The 22,642-nt window shown below is 40.3% G+C and carries 27 protein-coding genes and 4 pseudogenes; 15 read left to right on the forward strand and 16 right to left on the reverse strand.

Going from position 1 to position 22,642, the window contains the following annotated elements; all coding sequences use genetic code 11:
• The 15 genes from FTT87_RS07470 to FTT87_RS07540 all read right to left on the reverse strand — a co-directional run.
• Positions 1-397, reverse strand: a 397-nt coding sequence (locus FTT87_RS07470) for a M15 family metallopeptidase (RefSeq protein ID WP_180174610.1), incomplete at its 3' end; no start/stop codon positions are given.
• A 119-nt stretch (positions 398-516) separates the two neighbouring features.
• Complete coding sequence (locus tag FTT87_RS07475) at positions 517-951, reverse strand: Mor transcription activator family protein (RefSeq protein WP_016167200.1); 435 nt, start codon at positions 949-951, stop codon at positions 517-519.
• Positions 917-1,348: a gp16 family protein gene (locus tag FTT87_RS07480; protein WP_180174611.1), complete on the reverse strand. Its 432-nt coding sequence runs from the start codon at positions 1,346-1,348 to the stop codon at positions 917-919. The genes FTT87_RS07475 and FTT87_RS07480 overlap by 35 nt, the downstream gene beginning before the upstream one ends.
• Positions 1,345-1,641 carry a hypothetical protein gene (locus FTT87_RS07485; RefSeq protein ID WP_180174612.1) on the reverse strand — a complete coding sequence of 99 codons (297 nt, stop codon included), beginning with the start codon at positions 1,639-1,641 and terminating at the stop codon, positions 1,345-1,347. Before FTT87_RS07485 ends, FTT87_RS07480 begins: the two co-directional genes overlap by 4 nt.
• Positions 1,638-2,051 (reverse strand): hypothetical protein, encoded by a 414-nt coding sequence (locus FTT87_RS07490; protein WP_180174613.1) that lies wholly within the window; start codon positions 2,049-2,051, stop codon positions 1,638-1,640. Before FTT87_RS07490 ends, FTT87_RS07485 begins: the two co-directional genes overlap by 4 nt.
• A gap of 61 nt (positions 2,052-2,112) precedes the next feature.
• Complete coding sequence (locus FTT87_RS07495) at positions 2,113-2,466, reverse strand: hypothetical protein (protein ID WP_180174614.1); 354 nt, start codon at positions 2,464-2,466, stop codon at positions 2,113-2,115.
• A gap of 83 nt (positions 2,467-2,549) precedes the next feature.
• Entirely contained in the window at positions 2,550-2,822 is a 273-nt protein-coding gene (locus FTT87_RS07500; RefSeq protein ID WP_180174615.1) for an HU family DNA-binding protein, read from the reverse strand.
• A 27-nt stretch (positions 2,823-2,849) separates the two neighbouring features.
• A complete protein-coding gene (locus tag FTT87_RS07505) occupies positions 2,850-3,467 on the reverse strand; it encodes a DUF3164 family protein (protein WP_016167194.1) in 618 nt (205 codons plus the stop codon).
• Positions 3,468-3,477: 10 nt separating this feature from the next.
• Positions 3,478-3,687, reverse strand: a complete 210-nt coding sequence (locus tag FTT87_RS07510) for a TraR/DksA C4-type zinc finger protein (RefSeq protein WP_180174616.1) — start codon at positions 3,685-3,687, stop codon at positions 3,478-3,480.
• 10 nt (positions 3,688-3,697) lie between these two features.
• Positions 3,698-4,048, reverse strand: a complete 351-nt coding sequence (locus FTT87_RS07515; protein WP_174560794.1) for a LysR family transcriptional regulator — start codon at positions 4,046-4,048, stop codon at positions 3,698-3,700.
• Positions 4,029-4,250 (reverse strand): hypothetical protein, encoded by a 222-nt coding sequence (locus FTT87_RS07520; RefSeq protein ID WP_180174617.1) that lies wholly within the window; start codon positions 4,248-4,250, stop codon positions 4,029-4,031. The genes FTT87_RS07515 and FTT87_RS07520 overlap by 20 nt, the downstream gene beginning before the upstream one ends.
• On the reverse strand, positions 4,240-4,902 hold the full coding sequence (locus FTT87_RS07525; RefSeq protein ID WP_180174618.1) for a hypothetical protein: 663 nt from the start codon (positions 4,900-4,902) through the stop codon (positions 4,240-4,242). Before FTT87_RS07525 ends, FTT87_RS07520 begins: the two co-directional genes overlap by 11 nt.
• Positions 4,903-4,962: 60 nt before the next feature.
• Complete coding sequence (locus tag FTT87_RS07530) at positions 4,963-5,724, reverse strand: AAA family ATPase (protein ID WP_257230568.1); 762 nt, start codon at positions 5,722-5,724, stop codon at positions 4,963-4,965.
• Positions 5,725-5,782: 58 nt separating this feature from the next.
• A complete protein-coding gene (locus FTT87_RS07535; RefSeq protein WP_257230569.1) occupies positions 5,783-7,708 on the reverse strand; it encodes a Mu transposase C-terminal domain-containing protein in 1,926 nt (641 codons plus the stop codon).
• A 215-nt stretch (positions 7,709-7,923) separates the two neighbouring features.
• A complete protein-coding gene (locus tag FTT87_RS07540) occupies positions 7,924-8,193 on the reverse strand; it encodes a helix-turn-helix domain-containing protein (protein ID WP_180174620.1) in 270 nt (89 codons plus the stop codon).
• 143 nt (positions 8,194-8,336) lie between these two features.
• On the opposite strand from FTT87_RS07540, the gene FTT87_RS07545 reads away from it, so the two are divergent.
• From FTT87_RS07545 to FTT87_RS07555, 3 genes and pseudogenes are all read left to right on the forward strand, one after another.
• On the forward strand, positions 8,337-9,053 hold the full coding sequence (locus FTT87_RS07545) for a hypothetical protein (RefSeq protein ID WP_180174621.1): 717 nt from the start codon (positions 8,337-8,339) through the stop codon (positions 9,051-9,053).
• Between the two features lies 1 nt (position 9,054).
• Positions 9,055-9,324 (forward strand): hypothetical protein, encoded by a 270-nt coding sequence (locus tag FTT87_RS07550; RefSeq protein ID WP_180174622.1) that lies wholly within the window; start codon positions 9,055-9,057, stop codon positions 9,322-9,324.
• 176 nt (positions 9,325-9,500) lie between these two features.
• Positions 9,501-10,208, forward strand: a pseudogene (locus tag FTT87_RS07555) (tyrosine-type recombinase/integrase); the annotation flags it as partial.
• On the opposite strand, the gene FTT87_RS07560 reads toward FTT87_RS07555, so the two are convergent.
• Entirely contained in the window at positions 10,202-11,047 is an 846-nt protein-coding gene (locus FTT87_RS07560; RefSeq protein ID WP_180174623.1) for a hypothetical protein, read from the reverse strand. The pseudogene FTT87_RS07555 and the gene FTT87_RS07560 sit on opposite strands and share 7 nt — an antisense overlap.
• Positions 11,048-11,385: 338 nt before the next feature.
• On the opposite strand from FTT87_RS07560, the pseudogene FTT87_RS16220 reads away from it, so the two are divergent.
• The 12 genes and pseudogenes from FTT87_RS16220 (at position 11,386) to FTT87_RS07615 (ending at position 22,642) form a co-directional block, all read left to right on the forward strand.
• A pseudogene (locus FTT87_RS16220) lies at positions 11,386-11,759 on the forward strand (IS66 family insertion sequence element accessory protein TnpB).
• A 725-nt stretch (positions 11,760-12,484) separates the two neighbouring features.
• Positions 12,485-12,658 (forward strand): annotated as a pseudogene (locus FTT87_RS07565) (transposase domain-containing protein); the annotation flags it as partial.
• A gap of 413 nt (positions 12,659-13,071) precedes the next feature.
• Positions 13,072-13,965, forward strand: a complete 894-nt coding sequence (locus tag FTT87_RS07570; protein WP_180174624.1) for an inovirus-type Gp2 protein — start codon at positions 13,072-13,074, stop codon at positions 13,963-13,965.
• Positions 13,966-14,087: 122 nt separating this feature from the next.
• Positions 14,088-14,387 carry a hypothetical protein gene (locus tag FTT87_RS07575; protein WP_180174625.1) on the forward strand — a complete coding sequence of 100 codons (300 nt, stop codon included), beginning with the start codon at positions 14,088-14,090 and terminating at the stop codon, positions 14,385-14,387.
• Positions 14,388-14,410: 23 nt separating this feature from the next.
• Complete coding sequence (locus tag FTT87_RS07580) at positions 14,411-15,445, forward strand: DUF932 domain-containing protein (protein ID WP_180174626.1); 1,035 nt, start codon at positions 14,411-14,413, stop codon at positions 15,443-15,445.
• A 151-nt stretch (positions 15,446-15,596) separates the two neighbouring features.
• Positions 15,597-16,661: a YqaJ viral recombinase family protein gene (locus FTT87_RS07585; protein WP_180174627.1), complete on the forward strand. Its 1,065-nt coding sequence runs from the start codon at positions 15,597-15,599 to the stop codon at positions 16,659-16,661.
• A 177-nt stretch (positions 16,662-16,838) separates the two neighbouring features.
• Complete coding sequence (locus FTT87_RS07590; RefSeq protein ID WP_180174628.1) at positions 16,839-17,738, forward strand: hydrolase or metal-binding protein; 900 nt, start codon at positions 16,839-16,841, stop codon at positions 17,736-17,738.
• A gap of 95 nt (positions 17,739-17,833) precedes the next feature.
• Complete coding sequence (locus FTT87_RS07595; protein ID WP_005096077.1) at positions 17,834-18,064, forward strand: AlpA family transcriptional regulator; 231 nt, start codon at positions 17,834-17,836, stop codon at positions 18,062-18,064.
• 72 nt (positions 18,065-18,136) lie between these two features.
• Positions 18,137-18,719: pseudogene (locus tag FTT87_RS07600) on the forward strand (class I SAM-dependent methyltransferase).
• Positions 18,716-19,723: an HNH endonuclease domain-containing protein gene (locus tag FTT87_RS07605; RefSeq protein ID WP_180174643.1), complete on the forward strand. Its 1,008-nt coding sequence runs from the start codon at positions 18,716-18,718 to the stop codon at positions 19,721-19,723. The pseudogene FTT87_RS07600 and the gene FTT87_RS07605 overlap by 4 nt, the downstream one beginning before the upstream one ends.
• A 151-nt stretch (positions 19,724-19,874) precedes the next feature.
• The gene (locus tag FTT87_RS07610; RefSeq protein WP_180174629.1) at positions 19,875-21,425 is read left to right on the forward strand and encodes a type I restriction-modification system subunit M; all 1,551 of its coding nucleotides are present in this window, start codon (positions 19,875-19,877) and stop codon (positions 21,423-21,425) included.
• Complete coding sequence (locus FTT87_RS07615) at positions 21,422-22,642, forward strand: restriction endonuclease subunit S (RefSeq protein ID WP_180174630.1); 1,221 nt, start codon at positions 21,422-21,424, stop codon at positions 22,640-22,642. Before FTT87_RS07610 ends, FTT87_RS07615 begins: the two co-directional genes overlap by 4 nt.

Genomic DNA, 22,642 nt, shown 5'->3' on the forward strand with positions numbered 1-22,642 from the left:
TGTAGCTTCCCCAAGGTAGTTGAAAATGTGGACCATCTTTAAATGTTTTCCAGTCGCCACCCCATTCAATAGGAACGTTCAGTTCTTTTGCGGCTTGTTTAACGGCATCGGCAATTTTGTAATACAGCGGCCAATCCCAGCGAATGTCTAAACCAATCATGGCAACTAGATCGACAGCATGACCCGTAAGGTGGCGAGAGTTTTGAGTTTGGCTTGCACCTGATTTCACCAGTTCAGCTTGTCTGGCCTTGGTCCGAAGTCCTTCTGAAACACGGAAATCAACTTCAGTGATTTCAATTGCTCGTTTAACCACTTTGACTAAATCTGGGTGAACACCTTCAAGACGGCTTAAGCTTAGCCTGGATAAAACAAATTTCTTTTTTTGAACTTCAGACATTGAAATAAACTCTTATTTAACGTCTTGTAAGTTTTGATGATTTTGCAATCTATTCCTTGCGGAACTACTTCCATAAAAAAACCGCCCGGAGGCGGTCAGTGGAGAAAAAGTAAAAGCAATTAGCAGGCAAACATATCGAGTTGTCGATCATACTTTGAAACAGCTGGAGTCTTACTGACCTGATTTTTACGGACGGACCGAATCCAGCGTGTTGTGACATTATATTTTTTAGCAAGCTGACGTTGAATATCAGAGGATGCCCCTAATTCTGCAAGGTCCTGTTCAATACGCTTATCACGTAAAATACCCAGGTAACGGTCAGACTTAGGAATGTAAACAATATCGCCATTCCAGAACTGGCAGAGCTTTTTCAGATTATTGAAGCCCAGCAGTTCAGCAAGTTCATGGCTTTCAGAAATGGATTTAAGGGGAGGGAAACTATAGTCCGAACCGCCATAATGCTTGATCAGAATCATGGCAGTTCTATAGTCAGTCAGCTGAATAATCAGCCGAAGGTTTTCAGGTAGTTTGTCCAGGTACTCGTCTTGTTTCATTGCGCGCTCGTCTTGCTTTGTACTCCAATGCTGCAACTATACGCCACAGTTCATTTTCTGTACAAAATTCTAACGCTTCTTTTTGAAACATTTGTTTAGCAATGCCTTTTGCATAATTCCAATGCAATTTATGCTCGGTTAAATGTGCCTCAATTTTGCTAATCAAAGCCTCCTTACTCAACTTCACTTTGGGTTTTTTTCCAAAATTACGCTTGGAAAAACCCAGCTGGTCCAGATGCTGAATGACTTTAAGCAAGTCATTCATGTCCATGTCTTTGGCAGATCGCTTGCCAGTGACATGCTCAAGCATGTCACGGTAAGTATCCTCATCCAGATTCAACGCTTTTTTTCCCATGTGAATGGCAGCTAAGCGTTCATTACGGGATGATTTTTTCATGCAGGTTTCCCCATAGGTTTAGCTAAAATACCTAAGCCTTTTTTTTCGTTTTGAATGTCTTTACACATTTCTTCAATATAAGTAAGCAGTTTGGTTTTATCCGCTTCCAAGTCATCGCTTGCTGCTAAATAGCCAGCAACCGTAACACCTGCCATGCAGAAGGCAAAATTATCTGCTTCAACTTCATGTACAGCGTGCATGTGTGAATAGACAGGAGTAATCACTGTTTCAAAGATTTGCCCAGCCACTTCTTGAGCCGAACCTTGAATTGTTAATTTACGTTTATTCTTCACGCTGCCATCTCCGCTAGAAGTTCAATTGAATCGCTGACTTTGATCAGGTGTGATAGAGCTGCTTTAGGTGAAGAAAAATAATAAGATTTCGACTCAATGACCTTGTCTAAGTCAGGAAATGATTTTTTTGCTTCACGTTTACCTAAAACTTTAATGATTTCAGCTTTAGATTTTTGGCTGTATATTTTTACTTTTTTAGTCGGTAAAAATTTTGCCTCTGGATGTTTATCTGGTTCAGTCAGCCAGATTCCCTTAAACATCTGGTCAACGTAAATATCCACGACCAATTTCATTTTCATGCGCACCAGGCGAAGTGTGACATCGTAGCCATCACAATGCAGGATGACTTTGTTGTACGGAATGTCTAATTCTTTGAGTACATGATCTTGCTGTTCTTTGCTTAGGCTCATGGTGTTTCTCCAAGGCTGATGATTACCTCTGGTGGCAATTGGTCTAAATCTTCATGTTTGATCATTCGCTTTCATCCTCAAAAGTTGCCATTGCTTCATCAATTGCATCACGACCATCTTTAGCTTTAGCGATGGATTCACCGTCTTCATTCATCACAAAATAAAATTCACTAGATGGATTTGTATTCCATTTTTCTACCCGAATTCTGTTCTCCAATAGAAAATCTAAGCGTGTAGACTCAGTCTGAATTTGTTCTAAATCCTTCTTTGCTAAATCTATTAACTTGCTGAAAGGTACAGGGACTTTTCCCCCATTGGCTTGCAAATTGAAAGTTATCGACTCAAGGTCAATTTGTTCAGCTTCCAAGATTTTTATAAAGCTTTCTAAAACGACTTCGATTGTTGTAGTTTTCATAAATTTCCTAAATTTTGGTCAAAAAAATCCCGCCAAAAGGCGGGACCTTTTGTTTTTGTTAAATCAGTTGGTTTTGATCTGCATTAATTCACAGCATCCTTGAAAGCTTTACCTGCTTTAAACGTTGGGCTTTTGGTTGCAGGGATGGTGAGGGTTTCGCCAGTCTTTGGATTACGACCCTGGCGTTCAGCACGGTCAGTAATTTTGAAAGTACCAAAACCTTTAAGTTCTAACGTTTCCCCATTAGCCAAGCTATCAATAACAGCAGTTTCAAATGCCTGAAGGGCAGCTGTAGCTTGAGTTTTATTAATGCCCGCAGTAGTTGCGATGTGTTGAATAAGTTCTGCTTTGTTCATGGTTTTATTACCTGTATTTGTTAAAGTTTAAACATTCGCAAAATCGAGCGAAATCGCTTGATACTTGCCTTCACTGTCACGCTCATAAAAGCGCACATAGTTTTTGCTGTCAGTCACAATAATGCTGTCACTGATTGCATCCATTGCACGTAGCCACTTTTCATCCCGAATGTCTAAGCGACGCAGGCTGAGTACACGACCTGTTGAAATTTTTCCTTCCTTGTCTACCTGGAAGGCATCATTGATCAGCACACGAATGTTGTCGTTAGAACCCGCAGCCCATTCAGAGATACATTCATCAATTAACGCTTTGGCAGCCTGCAAGCTTTCATCAAAACGAATGCTTTCCTGGCTTTGGCGCACAATCTTGTATTTGCCATCAAAGCTGAATAGCGTCACGTTGCCTTTGTTACCGCCTAATTGCACACCATGCTGTTCAGCAGATAGCTGAATAAAGGCAGCAATATCTCCAAATGCTAATTTTTTAAATGCCAGCATTTGTTGCTGCAGCAGCTTGGCACCACCAATCAAACGTTCGACCAGATCACTACGTTCAATATCAATCGCTTTAATTTGATCAACCGGGATCAAACGTCCTTTGGCATCAATACGATAACCTGCTGGAACTTCTACAATTGCGTTCATTATTTCCCCATTAACGATATTGTTTGTTTTGAATTTCAACTACCGTTTGGCAGTCAATACAAAGTGTCACACCACCCAAGGCACGACGTTGTTCTGGAATTTGACAGCCACATTCGAGGCATTCAAATTCACTTTCAGTGTCATGTTGCTTCCGGTTTTCAAGCGTATGAGCCAAGCGCTCATCAGCAATTTCACCAGCAAGGTCTGCTAAATCAGCCATCTATTTACCCTCAAAAAATTTCTTTACGTTTTTTCTTCTTGCAAGCCACATCACATTGCTGACAAGCTCGCCAGTGCCGCATTTCTGCCGGGTTCTGAGTAGGTGCATCGCGTTCACGAAAGTTAATGCACTCATCAGGGCTGAGTTTCTGGTTCAAGTGAGGGCAGTGAACACTACCCAACACTTTCATAACTGTTTGCTCTAAGCGGTCTGTATTGCCCACATATTTACCGCGTAGGGCCAGTGACAGACTTGGCCTGGCATATCCCAACTCTTCAGCAACTTTTTGAATGCTTCCGAGCTGTTCTATGCGCTGTTCAACCAGTACGATCCATTCCGGTTTAGCTGAAGTTCGAGACATAAGCGATTACTCCAATGAGCACCACAATGATGAACATTAAAATGCCAATCACATTGCGGCTGCGGTATTTGGTGTTATAAAGATCGCGTTCAAAGTTTTCAGCTAAAGCCTTGAACTCATTGCGTTCTGTGAATAAACGAATTCGGTCTTGCTTAACAAAAGCATGTAACTCTGGATCAATATGGGCTTGGTTATTCATCATTAATTTCCTCTTGGTTGAGCAACAGCGTCCCATGCTTCAGTTCTTCTTCGAGTTCTGGGCGTTCTGTGTACATCAAGGTATTTGTGTTTGGGTCAAAAACTTGTTTTGCACGTTGGATCTGAGGGGGAATAGGCCCCGTATTCATATGTGGCAGAAGAAGATATTTGGCTTTACGTACTGCATGGTGAGCTGCGCGTGCAACTTTCAAATACCCTGCATGGAACAAAAAACGTAAATAACTATCTGCTGTTTCTACTGAAACTGCTTGTTCGTCTGTACTCGACAAAGCTGCAAGTTCATGTGCATTGACGGGCTGCTTGGTAATACGCAAGGTATTCCACATCGCCTTATTCACAGTTGCCTTTTTACCCAGTAAATTTCCCTTTCGATCAACTGAAGGGGCGTTATAACCATAATCTTCAACCAACTGGAAAAAGATCAGATCAATTTTTTTACTCATATTTGGCAGCTTTTCACGTCTTACTTCAGCAATGATTCCTGCATTTTTTAAACCCGTGATAAAGTCACGAGCACTGTCATATTTCATTTGACCTAATTCAGCGACCTGCTGAATCGTGAATTCATTACGATGCTTACGAATGGCAGCCCAAACCCGTTGACGCGGTGATTGGTAAGGTTGTCCTGCATCCATAAGATTTTTCCCCTGTGTCAAAATTGACGAATTTGTACCAACTTGCATTTACAACAATCCTTAGAAACTACGTGGTTTAGGGCTTTCGCCAGTAACAAAGCCTTCTGGCAACAATGTTTTTAAGGTTTTTAGACTGATGTGTTTAACCCCATTTTCGAGTGCTGTTTCATTCAGCATTTCCAGATTAGTTGATACCCGACGGGTTGAACCACGTACTGAACTCAAGAGCTGTTCAAGTACAGGATCTTCAATCTCCAGTTTCGGTGCATAAATACTGCATAGCAGTTTGGTGTCAGACAGATCGGCTGGCAGGGCAGGCACCCAATTCAAGATACGGCCATGAAAGCGTTCCCATTTCTCCAGCTTACGCGCCAGCATTTCTTCACCAATAATCAAGAATGTCCCTTGGCTGGCTTCATAAAGGTCACGTACAATTTCAACCTTGTTACCAACAACAAGATGGTCAAACTCATCAATGATTAACGGGCGGCCAGACTTAGCCAGTTCACTGCTTGCCAGTTCCATCATTTCAGACAAAGTTGCTGGATAAGGAATACTCATCTCACGCAGCAAAGCCTGTAAGAAAGCCTTTTTCGTGTAAGTGCTTTTCACCTGTACATAAAAAGCATTGGTTTTGGTTGCCACAAAATTGGCAGAGGTGGACTTGCCAAAGCCACTTGGTCCGTAGTATGCAGAAATACCAGGCAACAGCGGATTGCGCTCCAAGGTACGTTTTACAGCGGTATAGCACTGTGAAATATTACGGATTTGAGCGATCCCCGATGGAGCGTTCATCTCCATTGCATTGACATTTGTGTTCATATAAATCACCATTAAATTGTTGTTAAGTGGTTTTTAAAGTGGTACGGCAAATACCGCTTTATCCCTGACGCTGGGCTAAATAGCTTTTTAGTTCAGCGTCTTCCTCTTCAAGTTCTCCAAACTTTTTAGAGGTCTGGAAAAATTCCCAGAAAGTTTTGTCTGCTTCGTTCATCTCCTCATTACGGTTAAATTTTTGGTCTAAACGAATCCATCTCTGAATTTTGCTTTCAGTCATAGATGGCATCTCATCGTTCACTGTTTTCAATGCACTGGCTTCTTTAAAATAAATCACGCCATCTTTAGGTTTTGAAATAGGTAAAGCATTCAGCTCAGCCATCAATTCAGCATGTTGGTTTTGGTTAAATGGAATAACGGTTTGATTCTCGATATGCTCAATAACCAACTGTGGATTAACTTCCTGCAAGACTTCATCCTGCTTCACAGCCAAGCGGCGTAAACGTCCGTCAGCACGACGCTGGCGAGCTTGTTCAACCTTGGTCATTGGGAAGTAACTGCGTTTATTGGCATTCCAGAATGCATAACAGATCAGGCGGCCATCTTCATCACGCACCGTAATACGGTCAGCATTGTGGATGTCATAACCAACACAAACTGTATCCCCATGGTATTCAGCAAGTTCCTGGCTAAAGTAGCGGTTCCCGAACAGTTCAATCTCACCACGACGTACCTTGCGTTCTTCATAAGGACGGAACAGATCCTCTGCGTCCCAGTCTTCAACACAGTCAATTGGCGCACCCATTTCTAACGCTTCATTCCAGGCCTCTAACGGACTCAAATGACGTTTCTTTAAAGTGACCGGGTCAGTAATACGTTTCAGACTGCTATGCGGTTTGTTGTTGTAGTTATTGACTACTTCAGCCGCATAATTCAGAAAGTCAGCCCAGCTCATTAGCCCCTTGGAAACACCAATCTGTTTGATTTCGCTACGAGTGAGCTTGAACATCTTGTTGCTGGCTTCAGCATCCATGTCTTTACCAATGTATGAAGGTAAATTTTTGGCAGCTTTTACCCACAAAGTCTGGTGACTACGTTCAATCAAACCTTTGGCCTGGGAGTTATAGGGCAGGGCATGACTCATTTCCGTATTTAAACGAGCCATCACGCCACGGCCTTTTGCTCCCATCATTTGGTTCTTATAACCAGAACCGTTGTCCACATAAAAAATGGCAGGGATACCGCATTCACAGGCACTCATACGTACCGCATCCAGTACTGCCCAACCACTTTCTGCCAGGTCAATAGACCAGCCAACCAGACGACGTGTAGCCACATCAATAATGGATGTAATTTCAGGGCGGAAAGGTTTTCCATGCATAGGATGAGCAACTTCTGCATCAAAGCAGTGACCATCAGCGGTATAGACATCTGTAGGTAAAAGCTGCTCGGTATCACGACGGATAAAAGGCTGTAAATTTTTTAACTCACGGTTGCCCATACGACCGCGCTGTGCCTCGACATTGCCCATTTTTTCTTTAATAAAACGGTATGCCTGGTTATAGGTAGGACAAGGCACATCGGCTTTTAAATAGTTTGGAAGTAATTCCAACACAGCAGCCAATGTCGGTTTTTGTGGTTGTGCCCAAAGCTTAAGTAAGTCCATTGCCCAGACTGGAATATCCGAACGACGGGCTTTAGGTGCCAACACACTAATGACATTGATTTTATGTTGTTCAGCTTCTTCTACTGATTTAACCCAGTCGAAAACACTGCGACGTGAAACAGTGCGTCCTTCACCTGCCTTGGCATTGGCTTTTTGAACGGCAAGCTGCATTTCTTCAGGCAGTAAAAAAGCCTCAGCATCAGCAATAAATTGCTCGATTGCCGGTGTTTTTTTACTCCCCTGTTTGATCTGCTGCTGAATGTAGCGCACGATGAATAAACGGTTTTCAGCAATTTCTCTTTGCCAACGCATTAGTTCCGTTGTTTTTTGAACTTCTGCAGCGGTGGTCAATTCAGAAGGCATAGTAGTTACTTCAGATTTAATTTCGCTAATGGAAATTAAATTACTTAATTCGCTATTAATTTCGTATTCCTTTCGGATTCCACCTTTTCCTCTGCTTGGAACTTCTCTATACTTCCAATTGTTAGTTTTTACTAGATATTCCCAACCTCTTCGTGTGGATGGGAAGCCTGCTAGATTTAGCGCTAGTAGATCAGCAATGCTGTAATGTGTTTTCATTAGGCACATTCCTTATTGCTATAACGAGGGTAGATGCGTTTGTTATCAGCCGTCCAACGTTCTGGGAATAGCTCGTGCAAAGGTTTTCCGAGAAAATTGGAGATAACAACCTCTCCCTTTTTACTTGGGTGATACAGCGCATTACGAACGGTCCTGTCAGACATGCCGTAATCTTTTGCAAGCTGAGTAACGCTTTTACCGCGTCGCTTAATTTCAGCTTCAATACTGTATCTATCCCATTGTTCTGTGGGGTTTTGCTTTAATCCCATATGAACTCCTTGCCTTTTTAGGCATTTTTTTAACTCGTTAGAATGGGTATTTACCCTTTCTAAGCAAAAGATACTTCGTAAAAACTTCGTAGTCAATACTTCGCAATTATAATTGCGAAGTATTTTTTGTGGGATGTGTTTAAATGATTGATAAAAAACAAAATAAAGAATTTCGTAATTCTGATTTAAATAATGTCCAGTTTTCGCAATTCAAAGAATTTAATTGCGAAGAGGAATTAACACCTATTCAAACTCGTATGTATTTTTTAATGATTAATGGCTCAATGCCTAGAAGTGTTGATGAATCCTTATATGGATGGTGTGGTCGTTTGGGGTTATCTAATTCGACAATTTTTGGAATTTTTAAAAAAAATAATAAAAATATGCATTTATCTGTTGCTCAAAAGATAGCGTCAGCTACAGGAGCCAATGCAGCGTGGGTACAACATGGTGTAGATGAACCATTTTCTTCAGGCAGTGAAACAGAACAGCCTGCTGTTACAGCCGATCACAGTGACAAAACAGACGTGCCTTTAAGCATAGATAAGTACTTACTTACTCAATCAATTGAAACGGCTGAAAAAGCCCTGACTATTGCCAATGGCACCATGACACCAGACGATAAGGCAGAATTTATTGCCACGCTTTTCTTTAATGATAACTTGAGCAATATAAATGAAGATTTACTAAAAGCTTGTATTAGCTTAATTGAAAAGGCCCTCAAAGAGACGCGACGTACTTTGTCGCCAGAACCAAAAAGTGAATTGATTATAGTCATTTACAACTTTTATTATGACAAGCCCTGGACAGAAGAACATCTAAAGTCCGCATTAGACCAACTTATAAGGAGTGTTTCGTAACATGCTTGAAAATAATAATGGTTGTTTATCTAGCTTAGCAAAAGCGGGAATTGAACTACCATCCAATGCTTTAGGAATTTTCTCAAAAATCACAGAAACCCAGCCAATATCTATAGTCCTAAAGCTAGCCAATGAAGAACTATGCACTTTGCAATTTAACCTGGATAATATCAACAGCCCAGACAAGACTACCACTCACATTGTAGGGGCAACTGTTGAAGCTCTACTTAACCAAATTCCGCTCATAAAAACAGTGCAAAATAAAAACTAAAAAAACCACACATCCAGAGAAAGCGTTAAATTCAGTGCAAAATAAAGGGCAAATCAAGTTCAACCTGGTTTGCCCTTAAAAAAATCCTCAAATGCTTATCAGCTCAAGCTTTCATCCCACATAATCCCAGGACTTCCCGAATCTTCCCGCATCACTCCAGTGCAGAATGAATTAATAAGTCACAGCTTGAAATTGCAAAACGTACTTTATCTCGTTGCGGTATGGTCATGAAATATGCAATTGCGCATGGCTATCGTTATGATAATCCGGCAGGTGATCTGGTTTATGCTCTCAAGAATAAAAGAGTCAAAAACCTGGCTTCGCTTACTGCCTCTGAAATGCCTGAATTTTTAAGAAAGATAAGAGCATACCCAAGTGATGCTCAGACACATCATGCGATTATTCTGATTATGCTGACAGGTGTTCGGGTTAGTGAGTTGCTACAAGCACGCTGGGAAGAATTTGATCTGGAAGGGCGTAAGTGGGATATCCCTGAAGAGCGTATGAAGAACCGTCTTCCGCATCGTGTACCGTTGACGGACATGATTATTGCTGAGCTAAAGGCTTTGAGGCTTACTCATAATCAGGAACTGTTATTTCCACATCGTTTAAATAACAAAGAATCAATGCGTAGTGAGTCTATTTTGGCTGTGATCAAACGTTCAGGCTATACGGGACGAATGACCACACATGGTTTTAGATCTCTATTCAGTACTGTCGTAAATGAATCGAATCTGTTTAATCCAGATGCCATTGAGCGCCAGCTTGCTCATGTGCCGCAAAATAGAATTCGCTCGGCCTATAACCGAGCGCAATATTGGGATGAAAGGGTAAGGTTGATGGAGTGGTACGGGGAGCAGGTGAAGGAATGGATGGCTCAGTAAAGAGCCCTCCCTTCATCATCACACATTTCAAGTAAATACGATTCATTAATTAATTCTTCAAGTATTTCGCTCTCACTCTTGTTTTTAAAGAGCGCAAGTTTTTTTAGATTTCTTTTCGCTTGTTTTGTGAGAGGTAAGTGGTGTTTTGTCTTGGTTTTTCCCGCATCTCTAAATTTTTGTTGGCTCCACGATTTTGACATTCTTTGAAGTAATAGTTTTTTTTCTTTTGTATCAAGGGATAGTGAGTCTAAAGAGGAGGTAATAATAATAGATGGTTGATCCCTTAAGCTAAAATTTCCCAAAAATAAACTTAGTAGCAAGTTTTTAGATTCGAGATATTTAATGATCCAACTTGTCTGGTGTGAATTTTTAAAATCTATCCATTTAAGATCATTTTCAGGGGTGGCGTTGTGTTGGTAGTTGTGCATGTACATGAATAAAAAATTTATTTTCTCTCTAATCGATTTGTTAATGGTATCTATCGTAAATTGCAAATACTCGTATAGATTCGTGTTTGGTAATCCTTTAGTTCCCTCAGGTAAATGCTTATGTAATAAAAAGACTATTTGTCTTAAATCATTAGACTGAAGATGGTTAAAGCATTCTTCATCAATCAAATTTTCCATTAGTATTGAATTTAATTTATTCAGATCAATTTCAAAAAAATCAATTTGATTTCTTAATTGAGATATTTTTACGTGTTTATTTAAGTTGTTGATAAATATAAATTGATCTTTGTCACAGATTTTCAAGTTATAGCATAAAAAGTTAAGTTGCCTATTTGAGCATTCATATAACTTTTTTTCCAATAGGTCTGAATACTTAAAGTGCACTGCCATGATACAAAATTCTTTTTGATAATTATAATAATTTTATCCCTTTTTTTAAAAAAATAAAGATATTTAAGTAATATTTAAATATTATTTTAGTGATATTTTAGTGATATTTTAGTGATATTTTAGTGATATTTTAGTGATATTTTGGTGGTATTTTTTATTTAATTTTTTATTTGTGTTTTTCAAAATCAATCACTTGTGAATTTTTTATTTATTTTTTAAGGATTTTTACAAGTGTATCTTGTAGTTAGGGGTATGAACATACAGAGAACTAATCTTGCCAGACTATCTCATAATCCTTAGTTCGGTTCTAACTTAAAAATAAATGGTGGACTTGGTCCATGATCATAGATATATATTCTGCAATAACTCAGTTGCTAAAAATGTAGAACATACAGTAAAGAACACAAACTCAGCATTGAAAATGCCTGCAAAGATCCTAATATCTCGGTCGCCCTGAGGCACGGTCTTCTTGCCAACCTCGTCAGTCTTTGGATTAGGAACTTTCATCAACATGATAGGTGTCGTACATGATCCTGCTCATGTTAAGCTCGCATTTATTGCTTTGCCTTATACGGCTGCAATCAGTTAACTTATTGATGTGATAATCACACTGCAAATCACTGTGCCTCATACCAATAACGCGATCCAGATAAAATGGCAGGCATCAGAAATACCCGCCTTGGCAGAATTACTCAAGGCGCTGCCAACATGATCCGTATCAATGAAATCTGGTTCTCTCTACCAAGAGTCCCTAGATATGTGTGCAGGGATGGATACTGCCACGGCTCAGGTGAAAGTCTTTAGCTATATCAAACCACATTGCGCCTACCTTGTTCTGTAATAAGCATGGTCATCGCGAAAGTGTTGGTGCATGATGGACAGGGGGCTGGCTGTGTGCCTGGCTGCTAGCTGCTAGTTACTAGAATAAAGTAAATTTCACTGGGCTAAAGTTCACCAGATTGAAATAGTGGCGATTAGCTCGGAACAGTTACAACCCTTGATCCAGGGGTTGCTCTGGCAGAGAATCGTATTACAGCGGAGGGTGAATATGCTCTAAATCAGTCTATTCAGCCGTCCTCCAAACCTTCTATCTGCCAAACAATGCGGTCACTACTGGGTCTGCCTTAAATCGGTCATCAAAGAAATGGCACAGCCGCTATATTCTGAAGCTAAGTCATCGGGTATGGAAGCGTCCACTAATATTTAGATCTACTACTTGTACTACGCAAAGGAGTACGTAATTTTTGAATATTAAGGAGGGTATAACCGGGTGCTGAAATGCGCCTTCGTAGAGGATTAGGCTGTGTGCTGGAAAGCTCATATGCATGGTTCCTAGGTTTGCGTAGGTAATTACGTCTGATGATCTAACGATCAGATACGTCCCTGTTGCTCTGCATTAACTGCAGCTCATGGGGCGTAGAACTAGTTGTTTGTTGCTCACTACAAAGTGGTCAGCGAGCGCGAACATCGTGGATGCTGATCGAGTCAGCAAAACTGAATGGGCTAGATCCCTATGCCTATTTAAGTGATGTGTTGAAAAGGTTGCCTACACATAAGGTGAACCAAATAAAAAAATTGTTGCCACACTGCTGGAAACCTGAACCGAATTAAAAAACAGGCACGGAGTTCGGCGGATGCTTACTAAGATGCTACATAACTGGCAACTATTCTGACTCCACATGAGGTTATCCAAATGCTTGTCTTAAAAAGTTAACTTTAGCTTCAAAAAAATGATGAATGACAAGCGTGGGCTGGATTGTCTTTCTTATGATCGTTGGCCACCCCGTGTTCTTGAGCTATTCTCTTAATGGGTTTTTATAATTATATTTAATAAGAATTTAAAAATATATAATCTATTCATTTCCTTACATAGAGCTTTACCATTGAACTGGTATCACTGCTTATGGCTAGCAGTGATAGATAAGAAGCTCATAAAAAAATACATAGCATGCTTAGGTATGATTAATAACCTAAGCGTGATGAGCATGTTTGATACTTCATTATTTTACAATGAGTCCTATGTGATGACTCAAATTGATCTTTTTATAAGGAAAATCCCATACCAAGGGATTTTGCCAAAAGAATTCAAGAAAACTTTATCTCAATTAATCAAACCTTTTAAATTTCACTATAAGCCAGAACTATATTATTGCTTATCTATTCAACTGTTTGCTCATATGGTTACTTTAGTTGATAAAAAACTAGAAGTGGATAGAAATGGTATAAATTATAATAATTTTATGTGCTTAGATTGTATTTTTGTTGATTGTCTTATTATGAGCATAAAGGAGCAACGATCTGCTCTGAAGGCAGATATAGAAAATTTAAAAAGTCAGGAAGTCTTAAACCGTGAGTCTTTAAAACAATATGTGAATCAACTTACACAGCATTATGCAAAATTGCTTTTTGTGAGAGTTGATCTTTATCTTAATGAGGAGGGAGCGATAGACGTATCAATGGTTGAATATGCTCAATATATGAAAACCTTGAGAAATAGAATATCCAATAAGGATGGTTGTTTTTCTGATCTACAAGGATATGCCTGGGCAGTAGAGCAAGGCAAGCAGCGAGGATACCACTGCCATTTACTTCTTATCTACGATGGTCACAAGCATCAAAATGACTGCTACTTAGGTTTAGAAGTGGGTAAGTGTTGGCAAAAGCTTCTCAATGGAAAAGGGACTTTTTTTACATCTAACCATCCGGATTATAAAGCCAAATTTAGAGATGCTGGTTCTTTAGGGGTGGGAATGATTCATCGTAATAATGCTAGTGAAGTAGCTAATGCAATCAATGTGGGAGTGTACTTGGTAAAACCTGAGAAAGACGATCAATTTTTAAGAGTTAAATCCCCAAAAATGAGAACTTTTGGTACGGGACAGTTTAGTGTGCTCTGGAGACGAGGAATCAAAAGCTAAAATTTTTCAAATATATAATACAAATATGAGAATCATAGACTGTTTTATTTTGAGTCAAAAGATCGGTCAATTTTAAGCCTGCTTTTAAAAGCAGGCTTTTTCGTTATTTGGAGCTATATATTATGAAGCAATGCCCATCTTGTAATTCTAGTCAGATCAGCTTGATTGAGATCAAGTCACGAGTGCCAGCAGTATCCGATGTTTCAACTTTACTGTCTTCCCCCGCCAAGATGGCAGCATTAGGGGTAAGCTTAACTCGTTCAACCAATCTCCCCCCAGTTATTGGTGCAATTGCAGGGGCAGTTATTGGTGGGGTGTTTATGGTGTTGGCGAAGGATAGTGGTGAAATTAATCAGCCTATGTACTACTGCCAGTCATGTAAAAATCATTTTGATGTCAGTACATCATCCCAAAGCCTATAATTCATATCAAAAGGATAATAACTATGGCACATCAACTTGAACAAATGGCTTATGTCGGTGATACCCCTTGGCATGGCTTAGGTAATCAACTCACTCAAAATCAGCCGATTGAAATCTGGGCACAGCAAGCAGGTATGGATTGGCGGATTGAATCCTCCGATGTTAGCTACATGGCAAAGAATGAACGCGGGCAAAGCATCCTCATGCCCTATGAAGAACAGCGAGTGCTGTATCGTTCTGATACTCATGCACCCTTGTCAGTGGTCAGTCAGCGTTATCAGGAAGTTCAGCCGATGGAGATTCTGGAGTTCTATCGGGATTTGACTGAGCAATCCGGTTTTGAATTGGAAACCGCAGGTGTTCTGAAAGGCGGTAAAAAGTTCTGGGCATTGGCACGTACCGGGCAAAGCACAGCACTCAAAGGCAAGGATGTCAGCAATGGCTATATTCTGCTGGCAACTGCTTGCGACGGTACACTGGCGACAACGGCACAGTTCACCAATATCCGGGTGGTGTGTAACAATACCTTAGCGATTGCCTTACGTGGACAAAGCAGTAGTGCGGGTGTGGTTAAAGTGCCACACAGCACCAAGTTTGATGCCGACAAGGTCAAGCAGCAATTGGGCATCTCAGTCCGTGCTTGGGATGAACACATGTATGAGCTGAAACAGCTGAGTCAACGTAAAGTGACTCAAGGAGAAGCGGCCGCCTATTTTGATGCAGTGTTTAACAATACCAGCATGAGTGTTGCCGATCAGGAAGAGAACATCATTCAATTCTATCGCAATATTGCTAACCCAAATCCAGCGAAAGAAAAGTCTGAACCGAATGGACGTGCCATGAGCAAAGCCATGAATATGTTTAATGGACAAGGCCGTGGTGCAGGACTCAGCTCAGCCAAAGATACTGCTTATGGCTTACTCTGTTCAATTACCGAGTTTGCCGATCATGAACGTCGTGCGATGAGTACCGATCATCGTCTGGACTCAGCTTGGTTTGGTGCAGGTGCCGCGTTAAAGCAGCGTGGTCTAGAACAGGCACTCCGCTTAGTAGTTTAACTTTTATTTAAATCAGTACTATTACAGTAACGGTCAAGGGTCATGCAGATGATCCTTCTCCGATGAAAACACCCATTTTGCCACATCTCCAGATGTGGCTTTTTTTATGCCGCAAATTTTTACAGACCCCGCTATTTATAAGGATAAACCCATGAACCAAATCGTACCGATGACAGGAAATCAGCATGCTCATCTCCCAATCTTAAATGAGATGAATGAATCAAATACAGCGGCTAAACGAACAGTGACAGCCAAGCGTTTAGCCAATACCAAAAATATGGATTACCAGGAATGGCTAGAAGTGCGTAAGCAAGGCATTGGCAGTAGTGATGCCGCAACCGCATGTGGATTGAATCCCTACATGTCGATGCTGGAACTGTGGATGATCAAAACCGGCCGAACTCAACAGAAAATTGATGATGACAGCTCAGGCGTTGCACCATTGTATTGGGGCAAACAGTTAGAGTCTTTAGTTGCTGAGTACTACAGCCTGCACACTAATAATAAAGTTCGTCGGGTTAATGCCGTGCTTCAGCATCCCGATCCGGATAAATCCTTTATGTTGGCAAACCTAGATTACTCAGTTGTCGGCAGTGATGAAGTGCAAATTCTTGAATGCAAAACCGCAGGGGAATATGGTGCCCGGTTATGGCGAGATGGTGTGCCTTTATACGTGCTTTGTCAGGTGCAACATCAACTTGCAGTGACAGGTAAACAGGCAGCGCATGTTTGTGTGCTCATCTGTGGACATGAAACCAAGATCTTCAAAGTGACACGGTCTGAATCGGTGATTGAACACATCGTTAAGGCAGAGCGTTATTTCTGGGAGTGTGTGGAAACGGATACTCCACCATCTGTGGATGCCAGTGAATCCGCAGCTAAAGCCATCCTGCAACTGTATCCAGCGCATATTCCACTGACCGTTGAAGATCTCTCACAAAATGAAAATGCCAATTTGATGTTCGATAAGCTCATCAAAATGAAAGAAGAGATTCAGCATAAGCAGGAACGCTTTGATCAGCTCAAGCATCACATCCAAATGATGATGAAAGATGCAGAACGAGCCACCTTTGCCAATGGCTCAGTGGTCTGGAAGAAAGCCAAGGACTCAATCAGTCTGAATACCAAAGCATTACTTCAGCACCAGCCTGAACTCATCGAACTTTATCCACTTGAAAAGCAGGGCAGTCGTCGATTCAACATCTATACCGACTAAGCCTGTTTCAGTCCATTCAATCACAGAAGCGCAAAAACCGCTCCCCGCCCTCCATTCGCTAGGAATAGAGGGCAATACGGTCGCGGCTTTTGTAGCTAGCTATATACATATTTATTGAATCAGGTGATCTACATAAAGGTGGATGATCTGTAAAAAAATCAAATTGAGGAAAATAGAATGATTAAAGGTTTAGCGATTACACCACCGGCTCTAGGACGTATCAGTATTGGTCGGATGGTCGAAAAGAACGGCAAACGTCTGCCTGAAAAGGATGATCAGTTCACCATTACTTCCCAAATCCAAAGCAAAGAAGGATGGGTGAAACATCCACTGGATGAACAGCTACGCAGTCAGGCTACAGGGCAAAAACTGAGAACCATTCCCGTGCGAATGATTTTTAATGATCCTGACTTAAACCTACGTGCGGAATACAGCCTGTTTGACCGTCAGACTGGACGGCCAGTCTGTGTCGGCAACGGTGAAACATGCCAGCGATTAACCAATCAAGGTGTAGAGCAACATCCCTGTCCATCGCCAGATTTATGTTCTCTGGCACAAGGCGGCAACTGTAAACCTTATGGACGTTTACATGTGAACCTGGATGACTCGGATGAGTTTGGCGCCTTCATCTTTAGAACTACGGGCTTTAACAGTATTCGGACTTTGGCTGCACGGCTGAGTTATTACCATGCAGCTTCAGGAGGCTTATTGTCTTGCTTGCCTTTGCAACTCACTTTAAGAGGCAAAAGCACTACTCAAAGCTATCGTCAGCCGGTGTATTACGTGGATCTGACTTTACGGGAGGGCATTAGTCTGAATGATGCCATTACTCAAGCCAAGAAAATTGATGAACAGAGCAAGCAGGCAGGGTTTTATCAGGAGGCTTTGGACTTTACGGCAAGGAAGGGTTTTGCGAATGCGCGATTTGAAACGGATATAGAGGAAGGATTGGATGTGCTGGAAGAATATTACCCTGAACAAGAACAAAACCGGGTGGTGGAGCAACAAGCTTCGCCTGAAGAGTTTGTACAGGATATTCAGCAGGGGTTACAGCAAAGTGTACGAGCTGTGAATTAAGCGAGAGGAGAGAAGATAGCTAACGTTAAATTTTACAGACCAGCTCTATTATTTGAGCGAATAGCCGCTCGCATCAATGATTAGGAGCTAGCCTCATGAATGCGTTTATCGGTCAAACATTTCAAATGAATCAACTCATCAGTATTAAGCAGGTCGTAGAATTTGTCGGTGTGGGGCGTTCTACCATCTACGAGATGATGGATGAGGACTCACCTTACTATGATCCAACCTTTCCAAAGAAAGTTAAAATTACTCAAAATCGTATCGGCTGGTCAGCTTATGAGATCCATCAATGGATTGAAAGTAAGTTGGCGAGTCGAGAATAAGGGATGCTCTTAGCTCCCTTATTTTTTTGTTTTCTTGTAGACTGAAAATGTCTTTTAGCCTAAGTGTCCGTAATGAAAACAATAGACTACTACAATAAGCATGCAGAAGAATTTACAGCTTCAACGTTTGAAGTTGATATGGAAAGCCTATATCAGCCATTTCTAGTTGAGCTGCAGGAAGGTGCTCGGATTCTTGACGTTGGCTGTGGGTCCAGGACGAGATACTCTGGCTTTTAAAAATAAAGGCTATCAGGTCGATGCAATAGACTATTCAGAAGAACTCGTCAAAAAAGCAACTCAGCTTACAGGTATTCCTGTTAGGTTACAGAGCTTTTATGAGATTGATGCTGATCAAGCTTATGATGGAATTTGGGCGTGTGCATCATTATTGCATTGTGAGCGAAAGCGATTAGCTGAAGTACTTGAGAAAATGCTTCGCACATTAAAGCCTGATGGTGTGATCTACATGTCATTTAAATATGGGGATTCAGACCGAGAGAAATATGGTCGAGAGTTTACCGATTTGAATGAACAGCAAGCACAGGAACTATTAGCCCAATTTGATCAGGTGAGCTGGGTTCAGCAATGGATCACTATTGATAAAAGACCTGAGCGGGAAGAGCAGTGGTTAAACCTGCTTTGGAAGAAAAAATGATTAATTCCATTCCCACGGCACAAGAGCAGCTCAAGTTTCTTAAAAATATTCAGCTCATCCTACAGTCAGGTAGTTTTAGCAGTACCTATAAGTTTGCATTGCTCATTAGCCTGAGTCGATTAGCCATTGAAAAGGGTGAGAATAGTGGCGAGCAATTGGCGCTTGAGTACAGTGACATTGCTGAGAAGTTTATCGAACTGTATTGGAAACAGGCTGTGCCATATACTTTCAATGACGAAGGGCAGCTTATTTTAAATCAGAACAACGGTAAGCAAGCAGCGATTGTAAATCGAATTATTGAGCTTCGGCAGAGTTACTCATCTCTTGGGATTTTACGACGAGATTCATTGGTATGGTTGAAGCTAATTAAAGATGTGGCAAGAACCGTAAAAGAGATGCCTGTACGTTACTTGCAAAACATCAATGGTAAAAATTTTGAGTTTTTATATCAGCTCGATCAGTGTGGCAAGCAACTCATTCTTCTGCCTCAAGTCATGTTTTGTTTAAGACAATTCAGCGAAATTATTGAAGAGTTATGTCAGAAACGTTGGATTGACTATATCCGTAATAATAGCACCAACGCAACAATATTGAATAAATTGCCGAACCTAGAGCAATTCATGTTTGAGCCAAGTCGGAATCAATTGAATGCAGTGGCAAATGTGTTAGTCGAGTTACAAGACTGTAAATGCTTCTACTGCAATAAGCCGATGCGAAAAGGCAGTTATGCCGTCGATCATTTTATTCCTTGGTCAATGTATCCATCAGACACAGGTCACAATTTCGTATTGGCAGACTCAAGCTGTAATTCTAAGAAAAGTAATTTGCTCGCTTCTAATGAATTTTTACATAAATGGCAGGAGCGGAATGAAGAGCAGGATTTGATCATTATGGATCGGATATCAGTACTTGGTTTTCTGACGGATAAGGAGCGATCGCATAAAGTGGCGGAGTGGGCGTATGCGCAGGGAAAAGAAAATAACTATTTAATGTGGAATGGTTGAAAATGCTAATTTAACAAACAATCTGGCTTCGACTAATCACTCTCGAATTACTATTAACAGACTTATTTCGCTATAATGTTCAACTAATTAAATACAATGCATTATTTAATTGGTATTGTGTTTTAAAGTTTTGATTTTAAAGGAAGTATTAATGACTAGTACCCAGCAACGTGCAGCACTTCATCGCCAGATTTGGCAAATTGCCAACGGAGTACGTGGCGCAGTGGATGGTTGGGACTTTAAGCAATATGTTTTAGGTGCATTATTTTATCGCTTTATTTCTGAAAACTTTGCTCATTATATTTCGGGTGGTGATAAAGAGATCAAATATAATGAAATGCCCGATAGTGTCATTACTCCTGAGATTAAAGATGACGCGATAAAAACCAAAGGTTATTTTATTTTACCTAGTCAACTTTTTAGCAATGTCGTAAAGAGCGCCAATAATAATGAAAGCTTGAATACTGACTTAGCCAAAATTTTTTCAGCGATCGAAAGTTCTGCTAATGGATATCCATCTGAGAAAGATATCAAAGGTTTATTTGCTGACTTCGATACGACTAGTAACCGTTTAGGTAATTCAGTTCCTGAAAAAAATAAACGCTTAGCTGCGGTCTTAAATGGTGTGGCGGAATTAGATTTCGGTGATAATTTTCAAAATAGCCAAATTGATTTGTTTGGTGATGCTTATGAGTTTTTGATCTCTAACTATGCTGCAAATGCAGGTAAATCAGGTGGTGAGTTCTTTACACCTCAACATGTATCGAAACTGATTGCACAGTTGGCAATGCACAATCAAACGCATGTCAATAAAATTTATGACCCTGCATGCGGTTCAGGTTCTTTGCTTCTTCAAGCTAAGAAGCATTTTGATGCACACATCATTGAAGATGGTTTTTTTGGACAAGAGATTAATCATACGACGTATAACCTAGCGCGTATGAATATGTTTTTGCACAATATTAATTACGATAAATTTAATATCCAACTTGGTGACACGCTTCATTATCCTCATTTTATTGATGACAAGCCATTTGATGCGATTGTATCGAATCCACCGTATTCAGTGAAATGGATTGGTTCAGATGATCCAACACTCATCAATGATGATCGTTTTGCACCAGCTGGTGTACTTGCGCCAAAGTCTAAAGCTGACTTTGCATTTGTTTTGCATGCTTTAAGTTATTTATCTGCCAAAGGTCGCGCGGCGATAGTTTGTTTCCCTGGTATTTTCTACCGTGGTGGCGCCGAGCAGAAAATTCGTCAATATCTAATTGATAATAACTATGTTGAGACAGTGATTTCACTTGCACCGAACTTGTTTTATGGTACGAGCATCGCTGTAAATATTTTAGTGTTGTCTAAGCATAAAACAGATATGTCCACTCAGTTTATAGATGCAAGTGGTTTATTTAAAAAAGAGACCAATAACAATATATTGACCGAACAGCATATTGAAGAAATCATGCAGGTGTTTGATCGTAAAAATAATGTAGATCATTTTGCTATGTCTGTTCCATTTGAGCAGATAAAAGAGAAAGACTACAACTTGTCTGTAAGTAGCTATGTTGAAGCCAAAGATAATCGTGAAGTTGTCGATATTGTACAACTGAATGCAGAACTAAAAACCACTGTAGCTAAAATTGATCAGCTTCGTAAAGATATTGATGCAATTGTTGCAGAGATTGAGGGCGAGGTATGAGTTTAGTTGAGCTGCTAGCGGGAGTTCATGTGGAATTGAGATCATTGGAAAATGTTTGCCGATTTATCAATGGCAGGGCTTATAAACAATCTGAATTATTAGAACAGGGTAAATATCCTGTTCTAAGAGTAGGTAATTTTTTTACAAATACTAATTGGTATTATTCAGACTTAGAACTTGATAATGATAAATATTGTGATAAAGGTGATCTTTTATACGCATGGTCAGCCTCATTTGGACCCAAAATTTGGGAGGGCGATAAGACTATTTATCACTACCACATTTGGAAAATTATTCCTGATGTGGGCATTATTAATAAAAAGTTTCTATATTACTTATTGGAGTGGGATGCTAAAGCGCTAAAAGAAGAGCATGGTACGGGATCAACAATGGTACATATTAGTAAAGGTGCGATTGAAAAAAGATTAGTCCCTATCCCATGCCCAGATAATCCTGAAAAATCTCTAGAAATTCAATCAGAAATTGTGAGAATTTTAGACGCATTTAGTGCCATGACCGCCGAGCTGACCGCCGAGCTTAGCATGAGAAACGAACAATTCAATTACTATCGTGAACAGTTGTTTAATTTTGTAGATAGAGAGGTTAAACAACTACCAATGGGGCATGAGGAAATTGGTCTATTTGTCCGTGGTGGGAGCTTCCAAAAAAAAGACTTTACGGAAACAGGTGTTGGCTGTATCCATTATGGTCAAATTTATACGTATTACGGTACTTATGCGAATGAGACAAAAACTTATGTTTCACCCGAACTTGCTAAAAAGTGTAGGAAGGCGCAAACAGGTAATTTAATTATTGCAACTACTAGTGAGAATGATGAGGATGTATGTAAAGCAGTAGCATGGTTAGGTGATGAAGAAATTGCTGTAAGTAGTGATGCTTGTATTTACAAACATAAGCTTAATCCTAAATATGTTTCTTATTATTTTCAGACAGAGCAATTTCAAAGTCAGAAAAGGCAGTACATTACTGGAGCAAAAGTACGACGTGTAAATGCAGACAATTTAGCTAAAATATTAATACCTGTCCCTTCACTAGAAGAACAGATTCAAGTTGTTAACGCTCTTGATAAGTTTGAAATATTAACCAATTCGATTAAAGAAGGTCTACCTCGTGAAATCGAACTGCGCCAACAGCAGTATGAATACTATCGTGATTTGTTATTCAGTTTTCCAAATTCTGAAACGGTAGAAATATAA

The sequence above is a fragment of the Acinetobacter sp. YH01022 genome, assembly GCF_013420235.1.
Taxonomy (GTDB): Bacteria; Pseudomonadota; Gammaproteobacteria; order Pseudomonadales; family Moraxellaceae; genus Acinetobacter.

Coding starts and splice junctions, on each gene's coding strand:
- FTT87_RS07535 (WP_257230569.1), bottom strand. CDS start 7,708: ATGCCTTCTGAATTGACCACCGCTGCAGAAGTTCAAAAAACAACGGAA.
- FTT87_RS07585 (WP_180174627.1), top strand. CDS start 15,597: ATGAACCAAATCGTACCGATGACAGGAAATCAGCATGCTCATCTCCCA.
- FTT87_RS07545 (WP_180174621.1), top strand. CDS start 8,337: ATGATTGATAAAAAACAAAATAAAGAATTTCGTAATTCTGATTTAAAT.
- FTT87_RS07580 (WP_180174626.1), top strand. CDS start 14,411: ATGGCACATCAACTTGAACAAATGGCTTATGTCGGTGATACCCCTTGG.
- FTT87_RS07605 (WP_180174643.1), top strand. CDS start 18,716: ATGATTAATTCCATTCCCACGGCACAAGAGCAGCTCAAGTTTCTTAAA.
- FTT87_RS07510 (WP_180174616.1), bottom strand. CDS start 3,687: ATGGCTGATTTAGCAGACCTTGCTGGTGAAATTGCTGATGAGCGCTTG.
- FTT87_RS07540 (WP_180174620.1), bottom strand. CDS start 8,193: ATGGGATTAAAGCAAAACCCCACAGAACAATGGGATAGATACAGTATT.
- FTT87_RS07610 (WP_180174629.1), top strand. CDS start 19,875: ATGACTAGTACCCAGCAACGTGCAGCACTTCATCGCCAGATTTGGCAA.
- FTT87_RS07560 (WP_180174623.1), bottom strand. CDS start 11,047: ATGGCAGTGCACTTTAAGTATTCAGACCTATTGGAAAAAAAGTTATAT.
- FTT87_RS07505 (WP_016167194.1), bottom strand. CDS start 3,467: ATGAACGCAATTGTAGAAGTTCCAGCAGGTTATCGTATTGATGCCAAA.
- FTT87_RS07495 (WP_180174614.1), bottom strand. CDS start 2,466: ATGAAAACTACAACAATCGAAGTCGTTTTAGAAAGCTTTATAAAAATC.
- FTT87_RS07480 (WP_180174611.1), bottom strand. CDS start 1,348: ATGAAAAAATCATCCCGTAATGAACGCTTAGCTGCCATTCACATGGGA.
- FTT87_RS07615 (WP_180174630.1), top strand. CDS start 21,422: ATGAGTTTAGTTGAGCTGCTAGCGGGAGTTCATGTGGAATTGAGATCA.
- FTT87_RS07595 (WP_005096077.1), top strand. CDS start 17,834: ATGAATGCGTTTATCGGTCAAACATTTCAAATGAATCAACTCATCAGT.
- FTT87_RS07525 (WP_180174618.1), bottom strand. CDS start 4,902: ATGGATGCAGGACAACCTTACCAATCACCGCGTCAACGGGTTTGGGCT.
- FTT87_RS07520 (WP_180174617.1), bottom strand. CDS start 4,250: ATGATGAATAACCAAGCCCATATTGATCCAGAGTTACATGCTTTTGTT.
- FTT87_RS07570 (WP_180174624.1), top strand. CDS start 13,072: ATGACTCAAATTGATCTTTTTATAAGGAAAATCCCATACCAAGGGATT.
- FTT87_RS07515 (WP_174560794.1), bottom strand. CDS start 4,048: ATGTCTCGAACTTCAGCTAAACCGGAATGGATCGTACTGGTTGAACAG.
- FTT87_RS07475 (WP_016167200.1), bottom strand. CDS start 951: ATGAAACAAGACGAGTACCTGGACAAACTACCTGAAAACCTTCGGCTG.
- FTT87_RS07590 (WP_180174628.1), top strand. CDS start 16,839: ATGATTAAAGGTTTAGCGATTACACCACCGGCTCTAGGACGTATCAGT.
- FTT87_RS07530 (WP_257230568.1), bottom strand. CDS start 5,724: ATGAACACAAATGTCAATGCAATGGAGATGAACGCTCCATCGGGGATC.
- FTT87_RS07490 (WP_180174613.1), bottom strand. CDS start 2,051: ATGAGCCTAAGCAAAGAACAGCAAGATCATGTACTCAAAGAATTAGAC.
- FTT87_RS07550 (WP_180174622.1), top strand. CDS start 9,055: ATGCTTGAAAATAATAATGGTTGTTTATCTAGCTTAGCAAAAGCGGGA.
- FTT87_RS07575 (WP_180174625.1), top strand. CDS start 14,088: ATGAAGCAATGCCCATCTTGTAATTCTAGTCAGATCAGCTTGATTGAG.
- FTT87_RS07500 (WP_180174615.1), bottom strand. CDS start 2,822: ATGAACAAAGCAGAACTTATTCAACACATCGCAACTACTGCGGGCATT.